This window comes from Microbacterium keratanolyticum (genome assembly GCF_016907255.1).
In the GTDB taxonomy this organism is placed as follows: Bacteria; Actinomycetota; Actinomycetes; order Actinomycetales; family Microbacteriaceae; genus Microbacterium; species Microbacterium keratanolyticum.
In genome coordinates this window covers 2,488,895-2,503,250 of sequence record NZ_JAFBBQ010000001.1, presented here as the reverse complement: position 1 = coordinate 2,503,250, position 14,356 = coordinate 2,488,895, and the positions used below count along the sequence as shown (strand labels likewise).

Annotated in this window: 15 protein-coding genes and 1 tRNA gene; 5 read left to right on the top strand and 11 right to left on the bottom strand. The window is 67.5% G+C overall.

Annotation, left to right across the window (positions count from 1 at the left end; genetic code table 11):
- Window positions 1–22 precede the first annotated feature (22 nt).
- Entirely contained in the window at window positions 23–805 is a 783-nt protein-coding gene (locus JOD62_RS12045; protein ID WP_204939508.1) for an isoprenyl transferase, read from the bottom strand.
- Window positions 806–877: 72 nt separating this feature from the next.
- Here JOD62_RS12045 and trhA point away from each other — a divergent pair, with 72 nt between their 5' ends.
- Window positions 878–1,615, top strand: a complete 738-nt coding sequence (gene trhA, locus JOD62_RS12040; protein WP_271171529.1) for a PAQR family membrane homeostasis protein TrhA — start codon at window positions 878–880, stop codon at window positions 1,613–1,615.
- Window positions 1,616–1,638: 23 nt separating this feature from the next.
- On the opposite strand, the gene JOD62_RS12035 is transcribed toward trhA, so the two are convergent.
- The gene (locus tag JOD62_RS12035) at window positions 1,639–1,926 is read right to left on the bottom strand and encodes a hypothetical protein (RefSeq protein ID WP_204939506.1); all 288 of its coding nucleotides are present in this window, start codon (window positions 1,924–1,926) and stop codon (window positions 1,639–1,641) included.
- Between the two features lie 67 nt (window positions 1,927–1,993).
- On the opposite strand from JOD62_RS12035, the gene JOD62_RS12030 reads away from it, so the two are divergent.
- Window positions 1,994–2,380 (top strand): DUF4307 domain-containing protein, encoded by a 387-nt coding sequence (locus JOD62_RS12030; RefSeq protein WP_204939505.1) that lies wholly within the window; start codon window positions 1,994–1,996, stop codon window positions 2,378–2,380.
- A gap of 96 nt (window positions 2,381–2,476) precedes the next feature.
- Entirely contained in the window at window positions 2,477–2,965 is a 489-nt protein-coding gene (gene greA / locus JOD62_RS12025; RefSeq protein WP_204939504.1) for a transcription elongation factor GreA, read from the top strand.
- A 29-nt stretch (window positions 2,966–2,994) separates the two neighbouring features.
- On the opposite strand, the gene ilvA is transcribed toward greA, so the two are convergent.
- Window positions 2,995–4,218: a threonine ammonia-lyase gene (ilvA, locus tag JOD62_RS12020; RefSeq protein ID WP_204940192.1), complete on the bottom strand. Its 1,224-nt coding sequence runs from the start codon at window positions 4,216–4,218 to the stop codon at window positions 2,995–2,997.
- A 44-nt stretch (window positions 4,219–4,262) separates the two neighbouring features.
- Entirely contained in the window at window positions 4,263–5,438 is a 1,176-nt protein-coding gene (locus JOD62_RS12015; RefSeq protein WP_204939503.1) for an AI-2E family transporter, read from the bottom strand.
- Between the two features lie 83 nt (window positions 5,439–5,521).
- Between JOD62_RS12015 and JOD62_RS12010 the strand changes: the two genes are divergently transcribed.
- On the top strand, window positions 5,522–6,838 hold the full coding sequence (locus JOD62_RS12010; protein ID WP_204939502.1) for a winged helix-turn-helix domain-containing protein: 1,317 nt from the start codon (window positions 5,522–5,524) through the stop codon (window positions 6,836–6,838).
- A 9-nt stretch (window positions 6,839–6,847) separates the two neighbouring features.
- On the opposite strand, the gene JOD62_RS12005 is transcribed toward JOD62_RS12010, so the two are convergent.
- The 3 genes from JOD62_RS12005 to JOD62_RS11995 form a co-directional block, all read right to left on the bottom strand.
- On the bottom strand, window positions 6,848–7,426 hold the full coding sequence (locus JOD62_RS12005) for a LemA family protein (protein ID WP_204939501.1): 579 nt from the start codon (window positions 7,424–7,426) through the stop codon (window positions 6,848–6,850).
- An 84-nt stretch (window positions 7,427–7,510) separates the two neighbouring features.
- On the bottom strand, window positions 7,511–8,824 hold the full coding sequence (locus JOD62_RS12000; protein ID WP_204939500.1) for a D-arabinono-1,4-lactone oxidase: 1,314 nt from the start codon (window positions 8,822–8,824) through the stop codon (window positions 7,511–7,513).
- Window positions 8,821–10,083, bottom strand: coding sequence for an alanine racemase (locus tag JOD62_RS11995; RefSeq protein WP_204939499.1), 1,263 nt, complete (start codon window positions 10,081–10,083; stop codon window positions 8,821–8,823). Before JOD62_RS11995 ends, JOD62_RS12000 begins: the two co-directional genes overlap by 4 nt.
- Before the next feature lie 53 nt (window positions 10,084–10,136).
- Here JOD62_RS11995 and JOD62_RS11990 point away from each other — a divergent pair.
- Window positions 10,137–10,209, top strand: a tRNA-Leu gene (locus JOD62_RS11990).
- 60 nt (window positions 10,210–10,269) lie between these two features.
- On the opposite strand, the gene JOD62_RS11985 is transcribed toward JOD62_RS11990, so the two are convergent.
- The 4 genes from JOD62_RS11985 to JOD62_RS11970 form a co-directional block, all read right to left on the bottom strand.
- Window positions 10,270–11,796: an NAD(P)/FAD-dependent oxidoreductase gene (locus JOD62_RS11985; protein WP_204939498.1), complete on the bottom strand. Its 1,527-nt coding sequence runs from the start codon at window positions 11,794–11,796 to the stop codon at window positions 10,270–10,272.
- A 20-nt stretch (window positions 11,797–11,816) separates the two neighbouring features.
- Window positions 11,817–13,118: a S8 family serine peptidase gene (locus tag JOD62_RS11980; RefSeq protein WP_204939497.1), complete on the bottom strand. Its 1,302-nt coding sequence runs from the start codon at window positions 13,116–13,118 to the stop codon at window positions 11,817–11,819.
- A 45-nt stretch (window positions 13,119–13,163) separates the two neighbouring features.
- A complete protein-coding gene (locus JOD62_RS11975; protein ID WP_204939496.1) occupies window positions 13,164–13,709 on the bottom strand; it encodes a DUF501 domain-containing protein in 546 nt (181 codons plus the stop codon).
- Window positions 13,710–13,780: 71 nt separating this feature from the next.
- On the bottom strand, window positions 13,781–14,311 hold the full coding sequence (locus tag JOD62_RS11970; RefSeq protein ID WP_204939495.1) for an FtsB family cell division protein: 531 nt from the start codon (window positions 14,309–14,311) through the stop codon (window positions 13,781–13,783).
- Window positions 14,312–14,356 lie beyond the last annotated feature (45 nt).

The following is a 14,356-nucleotide window of genomic DNA, read 5'->3' as shown; positions in this document are numbered from 1 at the left end:
CGCCGTCGAGGGGTGCGGAGATCTAGCGTCCGAAACGGCGGTCACGGTCGGCATAGTCGCGGATCGCCCGGAGGAAGTCGACCTCACGCAGGTCTGGCCCCAGCGCCTCCACGAAGTAGAACTCGCTGTGTGCACTCTGCCAGAGCAGGAAGTCACTCAGCCGCTGCTCGCCGCTCGTGCGGATGACGAGATCCGGATCGGGCTGCCCACCCGTGTAGAGGTGCTCGCCGATCATCTCGGGAGTCAGGTGGGCCGCAAGGTCTTCCAGCCTGCCGCCGGAGGCCTCGTGCTGCGCGATGATGCTGCGCACCGCGTCCACGATCTCTGCACGCCCGCCGTATCCGACGGCCAGGTTCACGTGCAGCCCCGTGTTGTCGCGAGTGCGCTCCTCCGCCTCCGCGAGCACGCGCGCGAGGGGTGGTGGCAGCAGGTCGGTGCGTCCGACGTGCTTGACCCGCCAATTGCGCGCATGTGACAACGAGTCAGCGAGCTCTGCGATGATCTCGATGAGATCTTCGATCTCCTGACTGTCGCGCTTGGTGACGTTGTCGCTGGAGAGCAGATACAGCGACACGACGGGGATGCCGAGATCGTCGCACCACTCGAGGAACTCTCGCATCTTCGCCGCACCGGCACGATGACCGTGTGCGGGTGTGGCAAGTCCCAGCTGGCGCGCCCAGCGTCTGTTGCCATCGATCATCATGGCCACGTGGCGTGGCATCGTCGCGGGATCGAGTCGGCGACGGAGCCGTCGGCTGTACAGCCGGTAGAGAGGCCCGCGCCCCTCATCCACACGCGCATTCACGCTCCCACGCTACCGCGCGCATGCCTGGATATGTACCGTGCGCGGCATGCGCGCCGACATAGAGTGTGCAAGGTGACCCGACGACACGATCCCCCGGTCCCCGACGTTCCCCAGCTGCCGCTGCTCGATGAGGCAGCGGACGATGCGCACGTCGAGATCAGACCGACATGGCGGGGGTGGATCCACGCCGGAACCTTCCCAGCCGCGATCGCCGCGGGAATCGTGCTGATCGTCCTGGCCCAGGGGGCGCCGGCGAAGTGGGCGTCCGCCGTGTTCATGGCCTCGTCGCTTCTCCTCTTCGGAAACTCCGCCCTGTACCACCGCTTCGACTGGCGGCCGAAAGTCAAGGTCATCCTGAAGCGGATCGACCACGCGAACATCCTGCTGCTGATCGCCGGCACGTACACGCCGATCGCGGTGCTCGCACTCCCTCCGGAGAAGGGCATACTCCTGCTGTTCCTGGTCTGGGGAGGCGCCCTGCTCGGCATCCTCTTCCGCGTCTTCTGGATCAACGCCCCGCGCTGGCTCTATGTCGCCCTGTACCTGCTGCTCGGCTGGGCTGCGGTCATGTACATGGTCGATCTCGTCCTCGCGAATGTGGCGATGATGGTGCTGGTCTGTGTGGGTGGCCTGCTCTACACGGCGGGGGCCGTCGTCTACGCCGTCAAGAAGCCCAATCCGTGGCCCGGTCGCTTCGGGTTCCACGAGATCTTCCACGTGTGCACTGTCCTGGCTTTCCTCTGCCACTGGACGGCCTGCCTGCTCATCGCTCTCGCGCCGCTCTCGCCGTCGCTCGGACTCCCCGGCTGAGCGGCCGTCTCGTCGGCTCGCGCTCAGCGTGAGGAGTCGGGTGCCTCCGGCGCCTCGGGATCCGCAGGCTTCGCCGGCGGCTCAGCCCCTTCGGCCGCAGCCGCCTCTTCCGCATCCAGTTCGGCGCGCACCTCTTCGCGATAGCGCACGCGGCGGATACGGCGCTGCATGTCGGCGATCAGGAGGATGACCGCGATCAGCACGATCACGATCGCTGCGAAGCCGATCGGACCCGGGGTCACCAGGTCGGGATCGACCGTGGGCGTCGGAGTGGGGGTCGAGGTCACTGCACGCACGAGCGCGTCGATCATGTGTCCGCCTTCCGTGCGCGAAGCACTTAGCCTAGAAGTACCAGCCTAACGATTGGAACGAGTGTCCGTGACGACCAGCCAGCACCTCGACGAGCGATACGGTCGCGTCCGCCGAGGACGCCTCCCCTGGGTGATCGGCGGCCTTCTCGCCGTGATCGCCGTCGTCATCGGCGGATGGATCACGGTGCGCAGCTCCATCGACGCCGTCGACATCACCGATCTCGGTTTCCACGTCGCCGATGAGCACAGTGTCACGATCGACTTCCAGATCGTCGCTCCGCACGACCGCCCCGTCTACTGCGCCCTGGAGGCGCTCGACGAGGAGTTCGGCATCGTCGGCTGGCGCATCGTCGAGTACTCCCCCTCCGAGGCGCGCGCCCGCGCCTTCACCGAGCGAATCCCCACCGTCGCCGAGGCGACGACGGGTTTGGTGAACACCTGCTGGGTCGCTTAGGATCATCGTGAAACCCGACGCCCCGGAACACTCCGGGGCGTCTTGGCATATCCCCGCGGCATCTGACGGCGGGGCCACGAATGAAGGAGTTGCGCCGTGTCCAACGACGCCCAGGTTCCCTTCCTTACGCAGGAAGCGTACGACCGACTCGCCAGCGAGTTGGAGATGCTTTCGACGACCGGTCGCGATGAGATCGCCAAGCGCATCGAGGCTGCCCGTGAAGAGGGCGACCTCAAGGAGAACGGCGGCTATCATGCCGCGAAAGACGAGCAGGGCAAGCAGGAGGCGCGCATCCGCACGCTGGAGCACCTGCTGAAGACGGCGAAGGTGGGCGAGGCTCCCGAGAGCCGCGGCATCGTCGAGCCCGGAACGGTCGTCACGGCGATCGTCGCCGGTGGCGAAGAGACATTCCTCCTCGGCAGCCGCGAGATCGCCGCCGGCGACGATCTCGATGTCTACAGCGAGGCGAGCCCGCTCGGCACCGCGATTATGGGACTCAAGGTCGGCGACAAAACCGCCTACGAGGCACCCAACGGGCGTTCGATCGCCGTCGAGGTGCTGAAGGTCGACACCTACGCGGGCTGAGTCCGCACCCAGCCCGCGTCAGGTCCCGCTCAGTCGGGTACGACGATCGGGTTGTATCCCGCGCGGCGCAGGGTCTCGAGCGTGAGCTCCGAGTGCTCTGCGCCGCGTGTTTCGATACTGAGCTGCAGAATGACCTCGCTGATCTGCAGCCCCTGTCCGTGACGCGTGTGCATGACTTCCATCACATTCGCGCCGGCCTCGGCGACAAGCTCCGACACTCGGGAGAGCTGCCCCGGGCGGTCGGGAAGCGGGATGCGGATCGTCAGGTAACGACCGGATGCCGCGAGCCCGTGCGAGACCACACGCTGCAGCAGCAGCGGATCGATGTTTCCGCCGGAGAGCACCGCCAGGGTGGTGCCCGTGTCTTTCACCTTGCCCGCGAGGATCGCTGCGACGCCCACGGCGCCGGCCGGCTCCACCACGACGCGTGACTGTTCGAGGAGCACGAGGATGGCGCGGGCGATATCGTCGTCGGTCACGGTGACGACCTCGTCGACGAGCTCCTGAATGATCTCGAACGGCACCGCGCCCGGGCGGGCGACGAGGATGCCGTCGGCGATCGTCGGGCGCGTCACGATGTCAACCGGATGGCCTGCGGCAAGCGACGGCGGCATCGCTGCCGCATTCTCGGCCTGCACGCCGATGATGCGCACGGTGCGTCCGGCGCGAGCGGCAGCAGCCTTCGCAGCGGCCGCGACGCCGGCGATGAGGCCTCCCCCACCGATTCCCATGATGATCGTGTCGACGTCGGGTGCGTCTTCGAGCAGTTCGAGTCCGAGCGTCGCCTGACCGACGACCACGTCGCGATGATCGAAGGGGTGAATCAGCACGGCGCCGGTGCGTTCAGCGAACTCGTCGGCGAGACGCAGCGACGTCGTCACGGTCTCACCCTCGAGGACGACCTCAGCGCCGTAGCCGCGCGTCGCGAGGAGCTTCGGCACGGGGACCCCGAGCGGCATGAAGATCGTTGCAGGGATTCCGAGCATCTGGGCCGCGAGAGCGACACCCTGCGCATGGTTGCCGGCGGATGCTGCGACAACTCCGCGTGCGCGCTCCTCCGGCGTCAGACGCGAGAGCCGGTGCGTCGCCCCACGCACCTTGAAGGAGCCCGTGCGCTGCAGATTCTCCATCTTGAGAAGCACGGGCGACCCGAGCAGATCGCTCAGGGTGTGCGAGGGCAGCACCGGGGTGTGCGAGATGACTGGAGCGAGGCCTTTCGCTGCCTCTTCGATCTCGGCGAGCGTGGGAATCATGAACGCATCCGGAGTCTGGGTTTCGGTGGCAGGGGTGACAGTGGTCAACGAGCGTCCTTTCTCGTGCGCGGCACGGTGCTCCAGATGAGGTCCCCAGGCGGTGGGGCTCCGGTACGCCAGGCGCCACTGCTGAGGGTGACGGCGACGACATTCACGAACGCGGCGAGAGGCACGGCGAACAGCGCGCCGGGAATACCGGCGATCATCGCACCGCCGGCGACGACGAGGACGACGGCGAGTGGGTGCACCTTCACGGCCGAGCCCATGAGGATGGGCTGCAGGACGTGGCCCTCGAGCTGCTGCACGCCGAGGACGACGACCAGCATCCACAGGGCGATCCATGGTCCGTTGTAGACGAGTGCGAGGAACACGGCGAGCGTTCCGGTGAGCACGGCACCGACGATGGGCACGAAGGAGCCGAGGAAGACGAGGACGGCGACGGGGATCGCCAGCGGGACTCCGAGAAGGAACGCGCCGAGTCCGATGCCGACCGCATCGATCGTGGCGACGAGCATCTGGGTGCGTGCGTAGTTCACGACGGTGCGCCAGCCGTTGCGTGCTGCGGAGTCGATCGCGGGGCGCGCGTCGCGGGGGAAGAGACGTACCGTCCACCGCCAGATTCCGGCACCATCCGCGAGGATGCAGAGCAGAATGAACAGAGCCAGCAGGCCGCCGGTGACGACGTGTCCGAAGGTGGACCCGATCGCAAGGGCCCCGCTCCACAACAGCTGCGCCTGTTCTTGGAGAAGCGCCAGCCCCTGCTCGATGTAGCCCTGGATCTCTTCTGCGGACAGCTGAAGCGGGCCCGTGACAAGGAAGTTCTGGAACTCATCCAGCGCCTGCACGGTGCGCGTGCGCACGTCGTCCGCCTGCTGCACGATCTGCCAGATCACGAGCCAGAGGAGTCCGGCGACGATGGCGATGGTTCCCACCACCACGATCACGATCGCAAGCCACTTGGGTACGCGTCGACGTTGCAGCGCCTCGAATGCGGGCCACAGCAGTGCGGCGATGAGCAGGCCGATCAGGAGCGGAATCACCAGATACTTGAGCTGGATCACCAGCCAGATGACGACGCCGATCGCGGCGGCGATGATCAGGAGCCGCCAGGCGTAGGCCGTGGCGATGCGAAGCCCTGAAGGAAGCGACTGCTCGACTTCGCCGGAGACGGTGCGCATGCGGAAGAGATCACGCACGCGAGGACGATTCTCTTCTGTCATCACCTCAGTTTAGGGCGCGAGGAGGGCGACATTTCATCCGTCGTCGGCGGAGCGGTGTCCGAGGTACTCGATACGCTGACGACGTGACGGATTCTCTCTCAGCCGCAGAGGCGCGGCGCATGACTCTGGGCGCCCAAGGGTTCTCCCGCCGCCGTCCCCCCGCACCTCAGGTGCGACACCTGCACACCGCGATGCACCGGCTCGGTGTCCTGCAGATCGACTCGGTCAACGTCTTCGCACGCGCACACTACATGCCGCTCTATGCCCGTCTGGGCGCATACGATCCGTCGCTGCTCGACCGCACGTTCCTGTCCGGCGGAGGGCGTTACGTCGAGTACCTCGCACACGAGGCGACGTTCGTTCCCGTTGCAGACTGGGCGCTCTGGGACTTCCGCATGCAGGACTATCGGCGGCGCTACGGCCACGCCTGGCTCGAAGGCGACAACGCACGCACGCTCGCGTGGGTGCGCGACGAACTGGCTGCGCGCGGCCCCTCGCGGCCGGTCGACATTCGCGGTGACGCCCCGAAGAACCGCGGCCCCTGGTGGGACTGGGATGAGGTCAAGCACGCGCTCGAGCACCTCTGGCGCATCGGCGAGGTGGCGATCGCTGGACGACAGGGTTTCGAACGTCGCTACGCGCTCGCGGCGGATGTGATCCCGTCTGCGGCGCAGACTCCACCCGTGCCCCGCGCTGACGCGATCCGCGAGCTCGTTCAGCGTGCCGCGCGCTCCCTGGGGGTGGCTACGCAGAGCGACCTCGCCGACTACTACCGCATCAAAGACCGTCCGCTGGTACAGCAGGCGCTGCGCGACCTCACCGACGAGGGAACGCTCATTCCGACCGTCGTTCGCGGGTGGGAGAAGGGCGGACGCCCACTCCCCGCCTGGCGCCACAGAGACGCGGCCCTCCCCCGGCGCATCGATGCAGCGAGCGTGCTCTCTCCGTTCGACCCCGTCGTGTGGTTCCGAGAGCGAGCGCTGCGGCTCTACGGACTCGACTACCGCATCGAGATCTACGTTCCCGCACATCTGCGACGCTACGGCTACTACTCGCTTCCGGTTCTCGTCGGCGACCGCATCGTCGCCCGCGTCGACCTGAAGGCGGATCGCGCGACCTCGACGCTGCAGGTGCAGTCTGCGTGGTGGGAGCCGAGCGCGAAACCCGCCACGGACGCGCCCGCGATCGCCACCGAGCTGCTCACCGCCGCACGCTGGCAGCAGCTGGAGCATGTGTCGGTGTCGCGGTGGGGCGACGCTGCAGACGATCTCGCCCGCATGCTGGACGGCCACACCGCGCATCTCGGATCCTTCGCTCGGCACGAGCATCCGCGTGCCGAGCGCGCCCTTCCTGAGACAGCAACGCGCCCCGCGGCCGAAGCCACGGGGCGCGTGAAGTGAAGATCTCGCTCAGAACTGCACGCGAGGCGGCTCTGCGATCGCCGCCGCATCGGCGACCTCGAAGAACTCGCGCTCGGTGAAGCCGAGGCGTCGTGCGAACAGGTTGTTCGGGAACACCTTGATCTTGGTGTTGAGCTCGCGCACGCCGCCGTTGTAGAACCGACGCGAAGCCTGGATCTTGTCTTCGGTGTCGACGAGCGCGTGCTGCAACTGCAGGAAGTTCTGGCTCGCCTGGAGCTGCGGGTAGGCTTCGGCGACGGCGAAGAGGCTGCGCATCGCCTGCTGAAGGTGCCCCTCAGCAACGCCCGCCTCTGCGGGACCTGCTGCGTTGAGCGTCTCTGCCCGCGCACGGGTGACGTTCTCGAACACGGCCTTCTCGTGAGCCGCGTAGCCCTTGACGGTGTCGATGAGGTTGGGGATGAGGTCGGCACGGCGCTTCAGCTGCACCGTGATGCCGCTCCATGCTTCGTCAACGCGCACGTTGAGCTGGACGAGTGCGTTGTACGTCGACCACAGGTAGATCCCGAGTGCGGCGACCAAAACTACCAAAACGCCGACGACGACGACTACCGGAATGAGCGCCTCCATGTGGGGCGACCCCCCTTTCACCTCAGTTGCTTCATCCTATGCGGACACCCTGCATGGCGTCTGCGAAGTTGCAGTGTCCGCCCGCTACTCACCCAGGACACGAGTGAGGTAGCGGTTTCCAAAGCGGCGCTCCGGATCCATCCGGTCCCGCAGCGCGACGAAATCATCAAAGCGCGGATAGCGCCCGCGAAGTTCAGATGCGCCGATCGAATGCAGCTTGCCCCAGTGCGGACGTCCGCCGTGCTCGAGCATGACCTGCTCGACGGCATCGAAGTACGCCCGGGGATCGTGCCGCCAGTAGCGGTGCACAGCGATGTATGCGCTCTCGCGGCCGTGGGCCGTCGACAGCCAGATGTCATCGCTCTTCGCGAAGCGAACTTCGATCGGGAACTCGATCCGCCATCCGTGCTTCCGGATGAGGGCCTGCACCGCTCGAAACGCGGGGACCACGTTCTCCACCGGCAGCGCGTACTCCATCTCGCGGAACCGGACGTTCCGGTGCTGTGTGAAAACCCGATGCGAATGGTCGGTGTACTCGCGGTCTCCTGTGAGCTTCACGGCAAGGCGGCTGAACGCAGGCGTGATGGCGGGGACCACCACCCCTGCTGCGCAGACCGCGCGGTAGATTCCGTTGGACAGCAACGTCTCATCCACCCACTTGCCGACGACCGGGAGCGGTGCGCGAACAGTCGATTCCGGGAGCCGGTCCTGACGCTTGGTCAGGGCGACCTCGGTGTGCGGGAACCAGTAGAACTCGAAATGATCAGATGCCGCCACACGATCATTCAGCGTTGCGAGCACGTCGTCGAGCGGCGCCGGCTGATCGATCGCATGCATGACGAACGCGGGGACGCACTGCAGTGTGACGTCGACCAGGATCCCGAGCGCTCCGAGCCCGAGCGCCACCGCCGGCAGCAGTTCGGCGTTCTGGGTCTCGTCGATCGTGAGAAAGTCGCCCGCCGCCGTGATGAGCGTCGCCCCGACGACCTGCGTCGAGATGCCACCGAACCCGGCCCCGGTGCCGTGCGTGCCGGTCGAGATCGCCCCGGCGATCGACTGCCGGTCGATGTCGCCGAGGTTCTCCATGGCCAGACCGTACGGGGCGAGCAGCGCGGGGATGCGATGCAGACGCGTTCCGGCTAGGAGGGTGACCCGTCCGCGTTGCTCATCAACCCGCGACAGCCCCTGCAGTTCATCGAGTTCCAGCAGCACGTCGGGCGCGACCGCGATCCCGGTGAAGCTGTGCCCTGCGCCGACCGCTTTGATCCGCAGGCCCTGCGCGGCTGCGGCCACCACGGCACGCTGGACGCCCTCGGGGCTCCGGGGACGCTCCACCCGCTGCGGGCGCACCGACGCCGAGCGGCCCCAGTTCTGCCAGGTTCCGCCGATCTGCGTCATAGAAACGCCTTTCCCTCACCGCGATACGTCAACAGCTCATCGACGATCTCCGAACCGTCGATCAGGTGGTAGTGCGTGATCCGCTCGGCGGGTTCCCCGCTCTTGGCGTGCCGCCACCAGGTGCGATCTCCCACCCTCAGGTCCGCCGCCGATGCTCCCTGCAGCGGTGTCTGCACCTCTCCGGCCGCTTCCCGCGGCATCGTGCGCAGCCCTGCTGGCCACACGGGCCTCGGCTGACGCGATGTCTCGGCCGGTCCGGACGCGATCCAACCGCCTCCCAGCACGGTCGCGATGTCGGATGCCGGTCGGCGCACGACGTCGAAGGCGAACGCCGTCGCTGGGGCCGGCTGGAACGAACGATATCCGTCGAAGAGGTGACCGGCGAGGAGCCCACTGCCCGCGCTCGCCTCGGTCAGCACCTCGTCGGCGCCGGTGTACTCGAGCGAGCCGGTGCCCCCGCCGTTGATGAACTCCAGCGGCACGAGCGCGGTCAGCGCCTGCACGATCCCGGCACGACGCTCGCGCAGTTCCTCTTTCGAGCGCGACTGCACGAAACGGATGAGCGCATCGGATGCTCCGGTCTGGTCGCCCTGACCGGCGATCTGCGCCTCGTACATCTGGACGCCCACGAGTTGGAAGCCCTCACGCTCGGTGAGCTTTCGCGCGAAGGCCGCCACGTCCGCAACCGAATGCAGAGGCGAGCGGTAGACGCCGATGTGACCGAGTGCGGCGGAACGCCATGACGCATCCGCGTCGATCGCAACGCGCAATCGCGGTCGTTGCTGCGGGGGAACGATCTCGTCGATGAAATCCAGCTGCTCCAGGCTGTCGATCATCAGCGTGATCCGGCTCGCCGCCTGCTCATCCGCCATGAGTCGGGCGAGACCCGCGCGATCGGCCGTCGGGTATCCGAGCACGATGTCGTCGTGCCACTCCGACAGCCAGAGCGCCTCGTCCAGCGTGAAGCAGAGCAGTCCCTGGTATCCGGGAACGCGCAACACCGCGTCGATCACGCTGCGCACGCGCACGGACTTCGTCGCCACCCGCAGTGGCAGCCCGCCCGAGCGCACGACCATGTCCATGGCGTTGAAGCGCAGGGCATCGAGATCGATGACGGCCACGGGCGCGGGCAGATGCCCCGTGGCGGCTGTGAGACGAGGCCACCAGCGGGCAGGATCATCCCAGGCATGTCGGTCAGGACGTGGGGCACCGGAGCGGCCGTGATCGGTGTGGCTCTGGTCGGCGGTGAGGTCGAGCACTCCCCCACCCTACGGCCTGATGCCGTCGGATCGCTCGATAGGCTAGCCGGTGCGCCCCCATAGCCCAATGGCAGAGGCAGGCGACTTAAAATCGCTTCAGTCTGGGTTCGAGTCCCAGTGGGGGCACTGTGACGATGAAGGGCTCGCACTCCGAGGAGTGCGAGCCCTTCACAGCATCAGCGGATGCTACTTCGCAGCGACCTTCTTGGCCGCAGGCTTCTTCGCAGCCGGAGCCTTCGCGGTCGCGGGCTTCGCAGCGGCGGTCTTGGCCGTCGCGGGCTTGGCCGCAGCGGCCTTGGCGGCCGGCTTCTTCGTCGCCTTGTCGGCGACCGGAGCGGCAGCCTTCTCGACCGGCTTCGCCTCGACCGTCTTCACGGTCTCGGTGGTGACGGCCGGACGCGGGCGCGCAGCGAACTCCTCGAAGACGTAACGCGGGTTCTGCACGGTCTGCAGGTTCACGAGGTCGCGGCCGAGCCACAGGTTGTTCCACCAGCCCCACAGCACGCGGAACTTGCGCTCCCACGACGGCATCGCCAGGCCGTGGTAGCCGCGGTGTGCGATCCAGGCGACGAAGCCCTTGAGCGCGATCTTGCCGGACTGGAAGACGCCGTTGTAGAGACCGAGGCCTGCGACAGCACCGAGGTTCTTGTGGAAGTACTCCTTGGGCTCCTCACCGCGAAGGACGGCGACGAGGTTCTTCGCCAGGAGCTTGGCCTGGCGCACCGCGTGCTGAGCGTTCGGAACGCAGTAGCCGCCGACACCGCCACCGGTGAGGTCGGGAACAGCCGAGATGTCACCCGCGGCCCAGGCACCCTCGACGGGAGCCTCAGCGGTACCGACACGCAGGTCGGCGCGCGTCGCGATGCGACCACGCTCTTCCACGGGAAGGTCGCCACCGCGGACGACCGTCGGGTTCGCCATGACACCGGCGGTCCACACGATGAGATCGGTGGGGATGACCTCGCCGGTCGAGAGCTCGACGTTGCCGTCGACCGCTCCCGTGACCTGCGTGTCGAGGTGCACGAATGCGCCGCGCTTCGCGAGGTCCTTGAGAACCCACTCGCTCGTCGGCAGCGACACCTCGGGCATGATGCGCCCCATCGCCTCGATGAGGTGGAAGTGCGTGTCATCGAAGCTCAGCTGCGGGTACTTCGACACGAGTGCCGAAGCGAGCGAGCGCAGCTCGGCGAACGCCTCGATGCCCGCGAAACCGCCACCGACGACGACGACCGTCAGCAGGCGGTCGCGCTCGGGGCCGGCCGGCAGGGACGCTGCGCGGTCGAAGTTCGACATGAGACGGTCACGCACGGCGACGGCCTCTTCGATCGTCTTGAGACCGATCGCGTTGTCTGCGATGCCCGGGATCGGGAAGGTGCGGGAAACAGCACCGGCGGTCACGACGATCTGGTCGTACGCGAACTCGTACGGCTCGCCGAGCTCGGGCGTGATCGTCGCCACCTTGTTGGCGTGATCGATGCCGGTGACCTTCGCCGTAATGACGTTGGTGCGCTTGAGGTGACGACGGTGTGCGACGACCGCGTGGCGAGCCTCGATAGACCCCGCGGCCACCTCGGGCAGGAAGGGCTGGTACGTCATGTACGGGAGCGGGTCAACCATCGTGACTTCCGCTTCACCCTTGCGAAGGTGCTTCTCGAGCTTCCAAGCCGTGTAGAAGCCCGCGTAGCCGCCACCGACAATCAGAATCTTGGGCACAGGGGGACAACTCCTCGTCGTCATTGGGCAGACGTGCGTCGATCGCGCGCCAATCGGATGCGCCGGGCAGCTGCAGTGACGCCAAGCGCTATAAGAATACCAGCCGCGGTGAGTGCCAAGAGCGGAAGTGTGCCATATGTCAATGTCTCAAGGGTGGGAATGAGGGGGCTGTCGGCTTTCGTCGGCTGGTCCGCCTGCGGAACAGGCGGCAGAGCGACGGGGGCAGACGTCGGCACGGGAACCGGTTCCGAGGGGGCCCGACGGTGCAGATGCACCCATTCAGCGAGACTTCCCAGCGGATTCTCCTCGACCGTCGGCACCTCGGCGCTGACCGCCGCGGCCGCGTCGACGAGACCGAATCCGTACAGCGGGTCAGGCACGCTGGTCGCCGCAGGAGCGGGCCGCGCCGTCGAGATAACGCGGTTTATGACGTTCGCGGCGTCCATATCGGGGTGCGCGGCACGCACGAGTGCGACGATGCCCGACACGATCGGGGCGGCACCACTGGTTCCGTTCCAGCGTTCGACGGTGCCCGCCGCCGTCACGCCCAGCAGTCCTTCGCTGGGCGCAGAGACGGCGATCGTGATTCCCTGTGTCGACGCCGACTGGCTCGCGGTGCCGTGCTGGTCGACGCCGCCCACGGTGAGCACACCCGGGATCGTGGCGGGCGCGCCGACCACAGTCGTGCCGCTCCCGCGGTTCCCGGCGGCGACAACGACGACCACGTCGTTCTCGAACGCATGCAGGAACGCCTTGTCCCAACTGGGATCCCAGCCGAGCGTGTTCATCGTGAACGAGAGGTTGATCACATCGGCGCCGTTGTCGACCGCCCAGATGATCGCCTCGGCCACCTGCGTGGTGAAGGGCACGGTGGCGGAGGCACCGAAGCCGAGCGAGATCGAGAGCAGATTGGCCTCCGGAGCGACACCGATCATGCCGGTGCCATCCGGCGCACCGCGGCCGGCAGCGAGAGACGCCACCCGCGACCCATGGTCGCTGTCGATCGGCCCGAGTGGCGTCCGACCGTCCGCGGAGCCGTTGCCCGAGACATCCGTCCCGTCCGTGACCGCACCTGCGAAAGCCGCCGGGCCCCGGGCGATCCCCGTGTCGATGACCGCGATCGTCACTCCCGCACCGCGGGTCGTCTTCCATGCCTCGCGGATGCGCGCGCCGTCGAGCCAGTACTCCTGCGCACGGGTCGGGTCGCTCGGCTTGTCCGGGATCGTCGGTGCGGGGCTGGGTGTCGCGGCGAACAGCGTGAACGAGACGGTGAGCACGCCGAGCGCGGCGAAGAACCGCGTGTGCAGTCGTCGTGCTCTCATGCCTCCCCCTCGCTCTTCGATGCGCGCTGCGGCAGTGCGGCCGGCTCAGCCCGTGGTCGTGGTCTCTGCGCCCGCAAGGGCCGCGCCTGGTGTGACGCATTCGCAGCGCTCGGGGCTCCAGCGTGAGCGGCGCAGCGCCTCATCGCCGATGGGGTTGACACCGGGTCCTGCCGCGAGAGCGTGGCCTGCGAGCGCATGCAGGCACTTGACCCGCGTGGGCATGCCCCCGGAAGAGACACCGGCGATCTCGGGGACCTCGCCGAAGGGCGCACGATCGGCGAGGAAAGCCTCGTGCGCACGCCGGTAGGCGGCGGCGATCTCTTCGTCGTCCTCCAGCAGCGCGGCGAGCTCAGGCATGACCTGGGTCGCCTCGAGCGTCGACATCGCGGCCGTCGCGGCCGGGTGGGTCAGGTAGTAGAAGGTGGGGAACGGTGTGCCGTCCGGAAGCCGCGGCGTCGTCGCGACGACCGTCGGGTTGCCGCAGACGCAGCGCGCGGCGATTCCCACCACGCCGCGGGCCTCTCGTCCCAGCTGCGCCGAGACGACGGCGATCTCCTGGGCGGTGGGCGGGGCGAAGGGAGGCGTGGTCACCCCTCCAGGGTACGGGAGGGGCGCGGAACGATTCTCAGAGATGACTCAGAAAGCGTCCGCCGTGCGGCCCATCATGGAGCGGGTGCCTCGGTCTCGGGCCCGGTAGCGGTCTGCGCGAGGCCCGATGCGGCGAGCGTGCGGAGGATCTGCGGCATCCAATCGGCCTCACGCTCTTTCAGTTCGCCGCTCACCGGCTCCTGCTCTCGAGGCAGCGCATCGGGGTCGAGGTCGTTGTCGACGAGGTAGACGATCTCGCCGGGCTTGACGTAGTAGAGGCGCTCGCGCGCCTGCGTCGTGATGTACGCCGGGTCGTTCCAGCGATCGCGTTCGGCCTTGAGCTCGGCGATGCGCTCTTCACTGACGTGGACGGCCTGCTCCAGTGCGGCGATCTTCTGCCGCTGCTCGATGTACGTGCCGAGGGTGGGCACCAGCACCCAGGCGCCGAGGACGACCAGCGAGAGCATGATGACCATGAAGGTCGACAGGCGGATGCCACTGACCCAGCCGCGGACGTCGATCGTTCCGGTCTCAGGACGAGACCTGTCCGCTGTGCGGCCCGTCGTACGCGGAGACGACGAAGGGGGAGCCGGTCGTCGTGACATGGCTCCCCCTCCGTTCAGTACTCAGTGCGTTCGCGCGTTCTTCTC

Coding starts and splice junctions, on each gene's coding strand:
- JOD62_RS12035 (WP_204939506.1), bottom strand. CDS start 1,926: ATGATCGACGCGCTCGTGCGTGCAGTGACCTCGACCCCCACTCCGACG.
- ilvA (WP_204940192.1), bottom strand. CDS start 4,218: ATGATTCCCACGCTCGCCGAGATCGAAGAGGCAGCGAAAGGCCTCGCT.
- JOD62_RS12015 (WP_204939503.1), bottom strand. CDS start 5,438: ATGACAGAAGAGAATCGTCCTCGCGTGCGTGATCTCTTCCGCATGCGC.
- JOD62_RS12005 (WP_204939501.1), bottom strand. CDS start 7,426: ATGGAGGCGCTCATTCCGGTAGTCGTCGTCGTCGGCGTTTTGGTAGTT.
- JOD62_RS12000 (WP_204939500.1), bottom strand. CDS start 8,824: ATGACGCAGATCGGCGGAACCTGGCAGAACTGGGGCCGCTCGGCGTCG.
- JOD62_RS11980 (WP_204939497.1), bottom strand. CDS start 13,118: ATGAGAGCACGACGACTGCACACGCGGTTCTTCGCCGCGCTCGGCGTG.
- JOD62_RS11970 (WP_204939495.1), bottom strand. CDS start 14,311: ATGTCACGACGACCGGCTCCCCCTTCGTCGTCTCCGCGTACGACGGGC.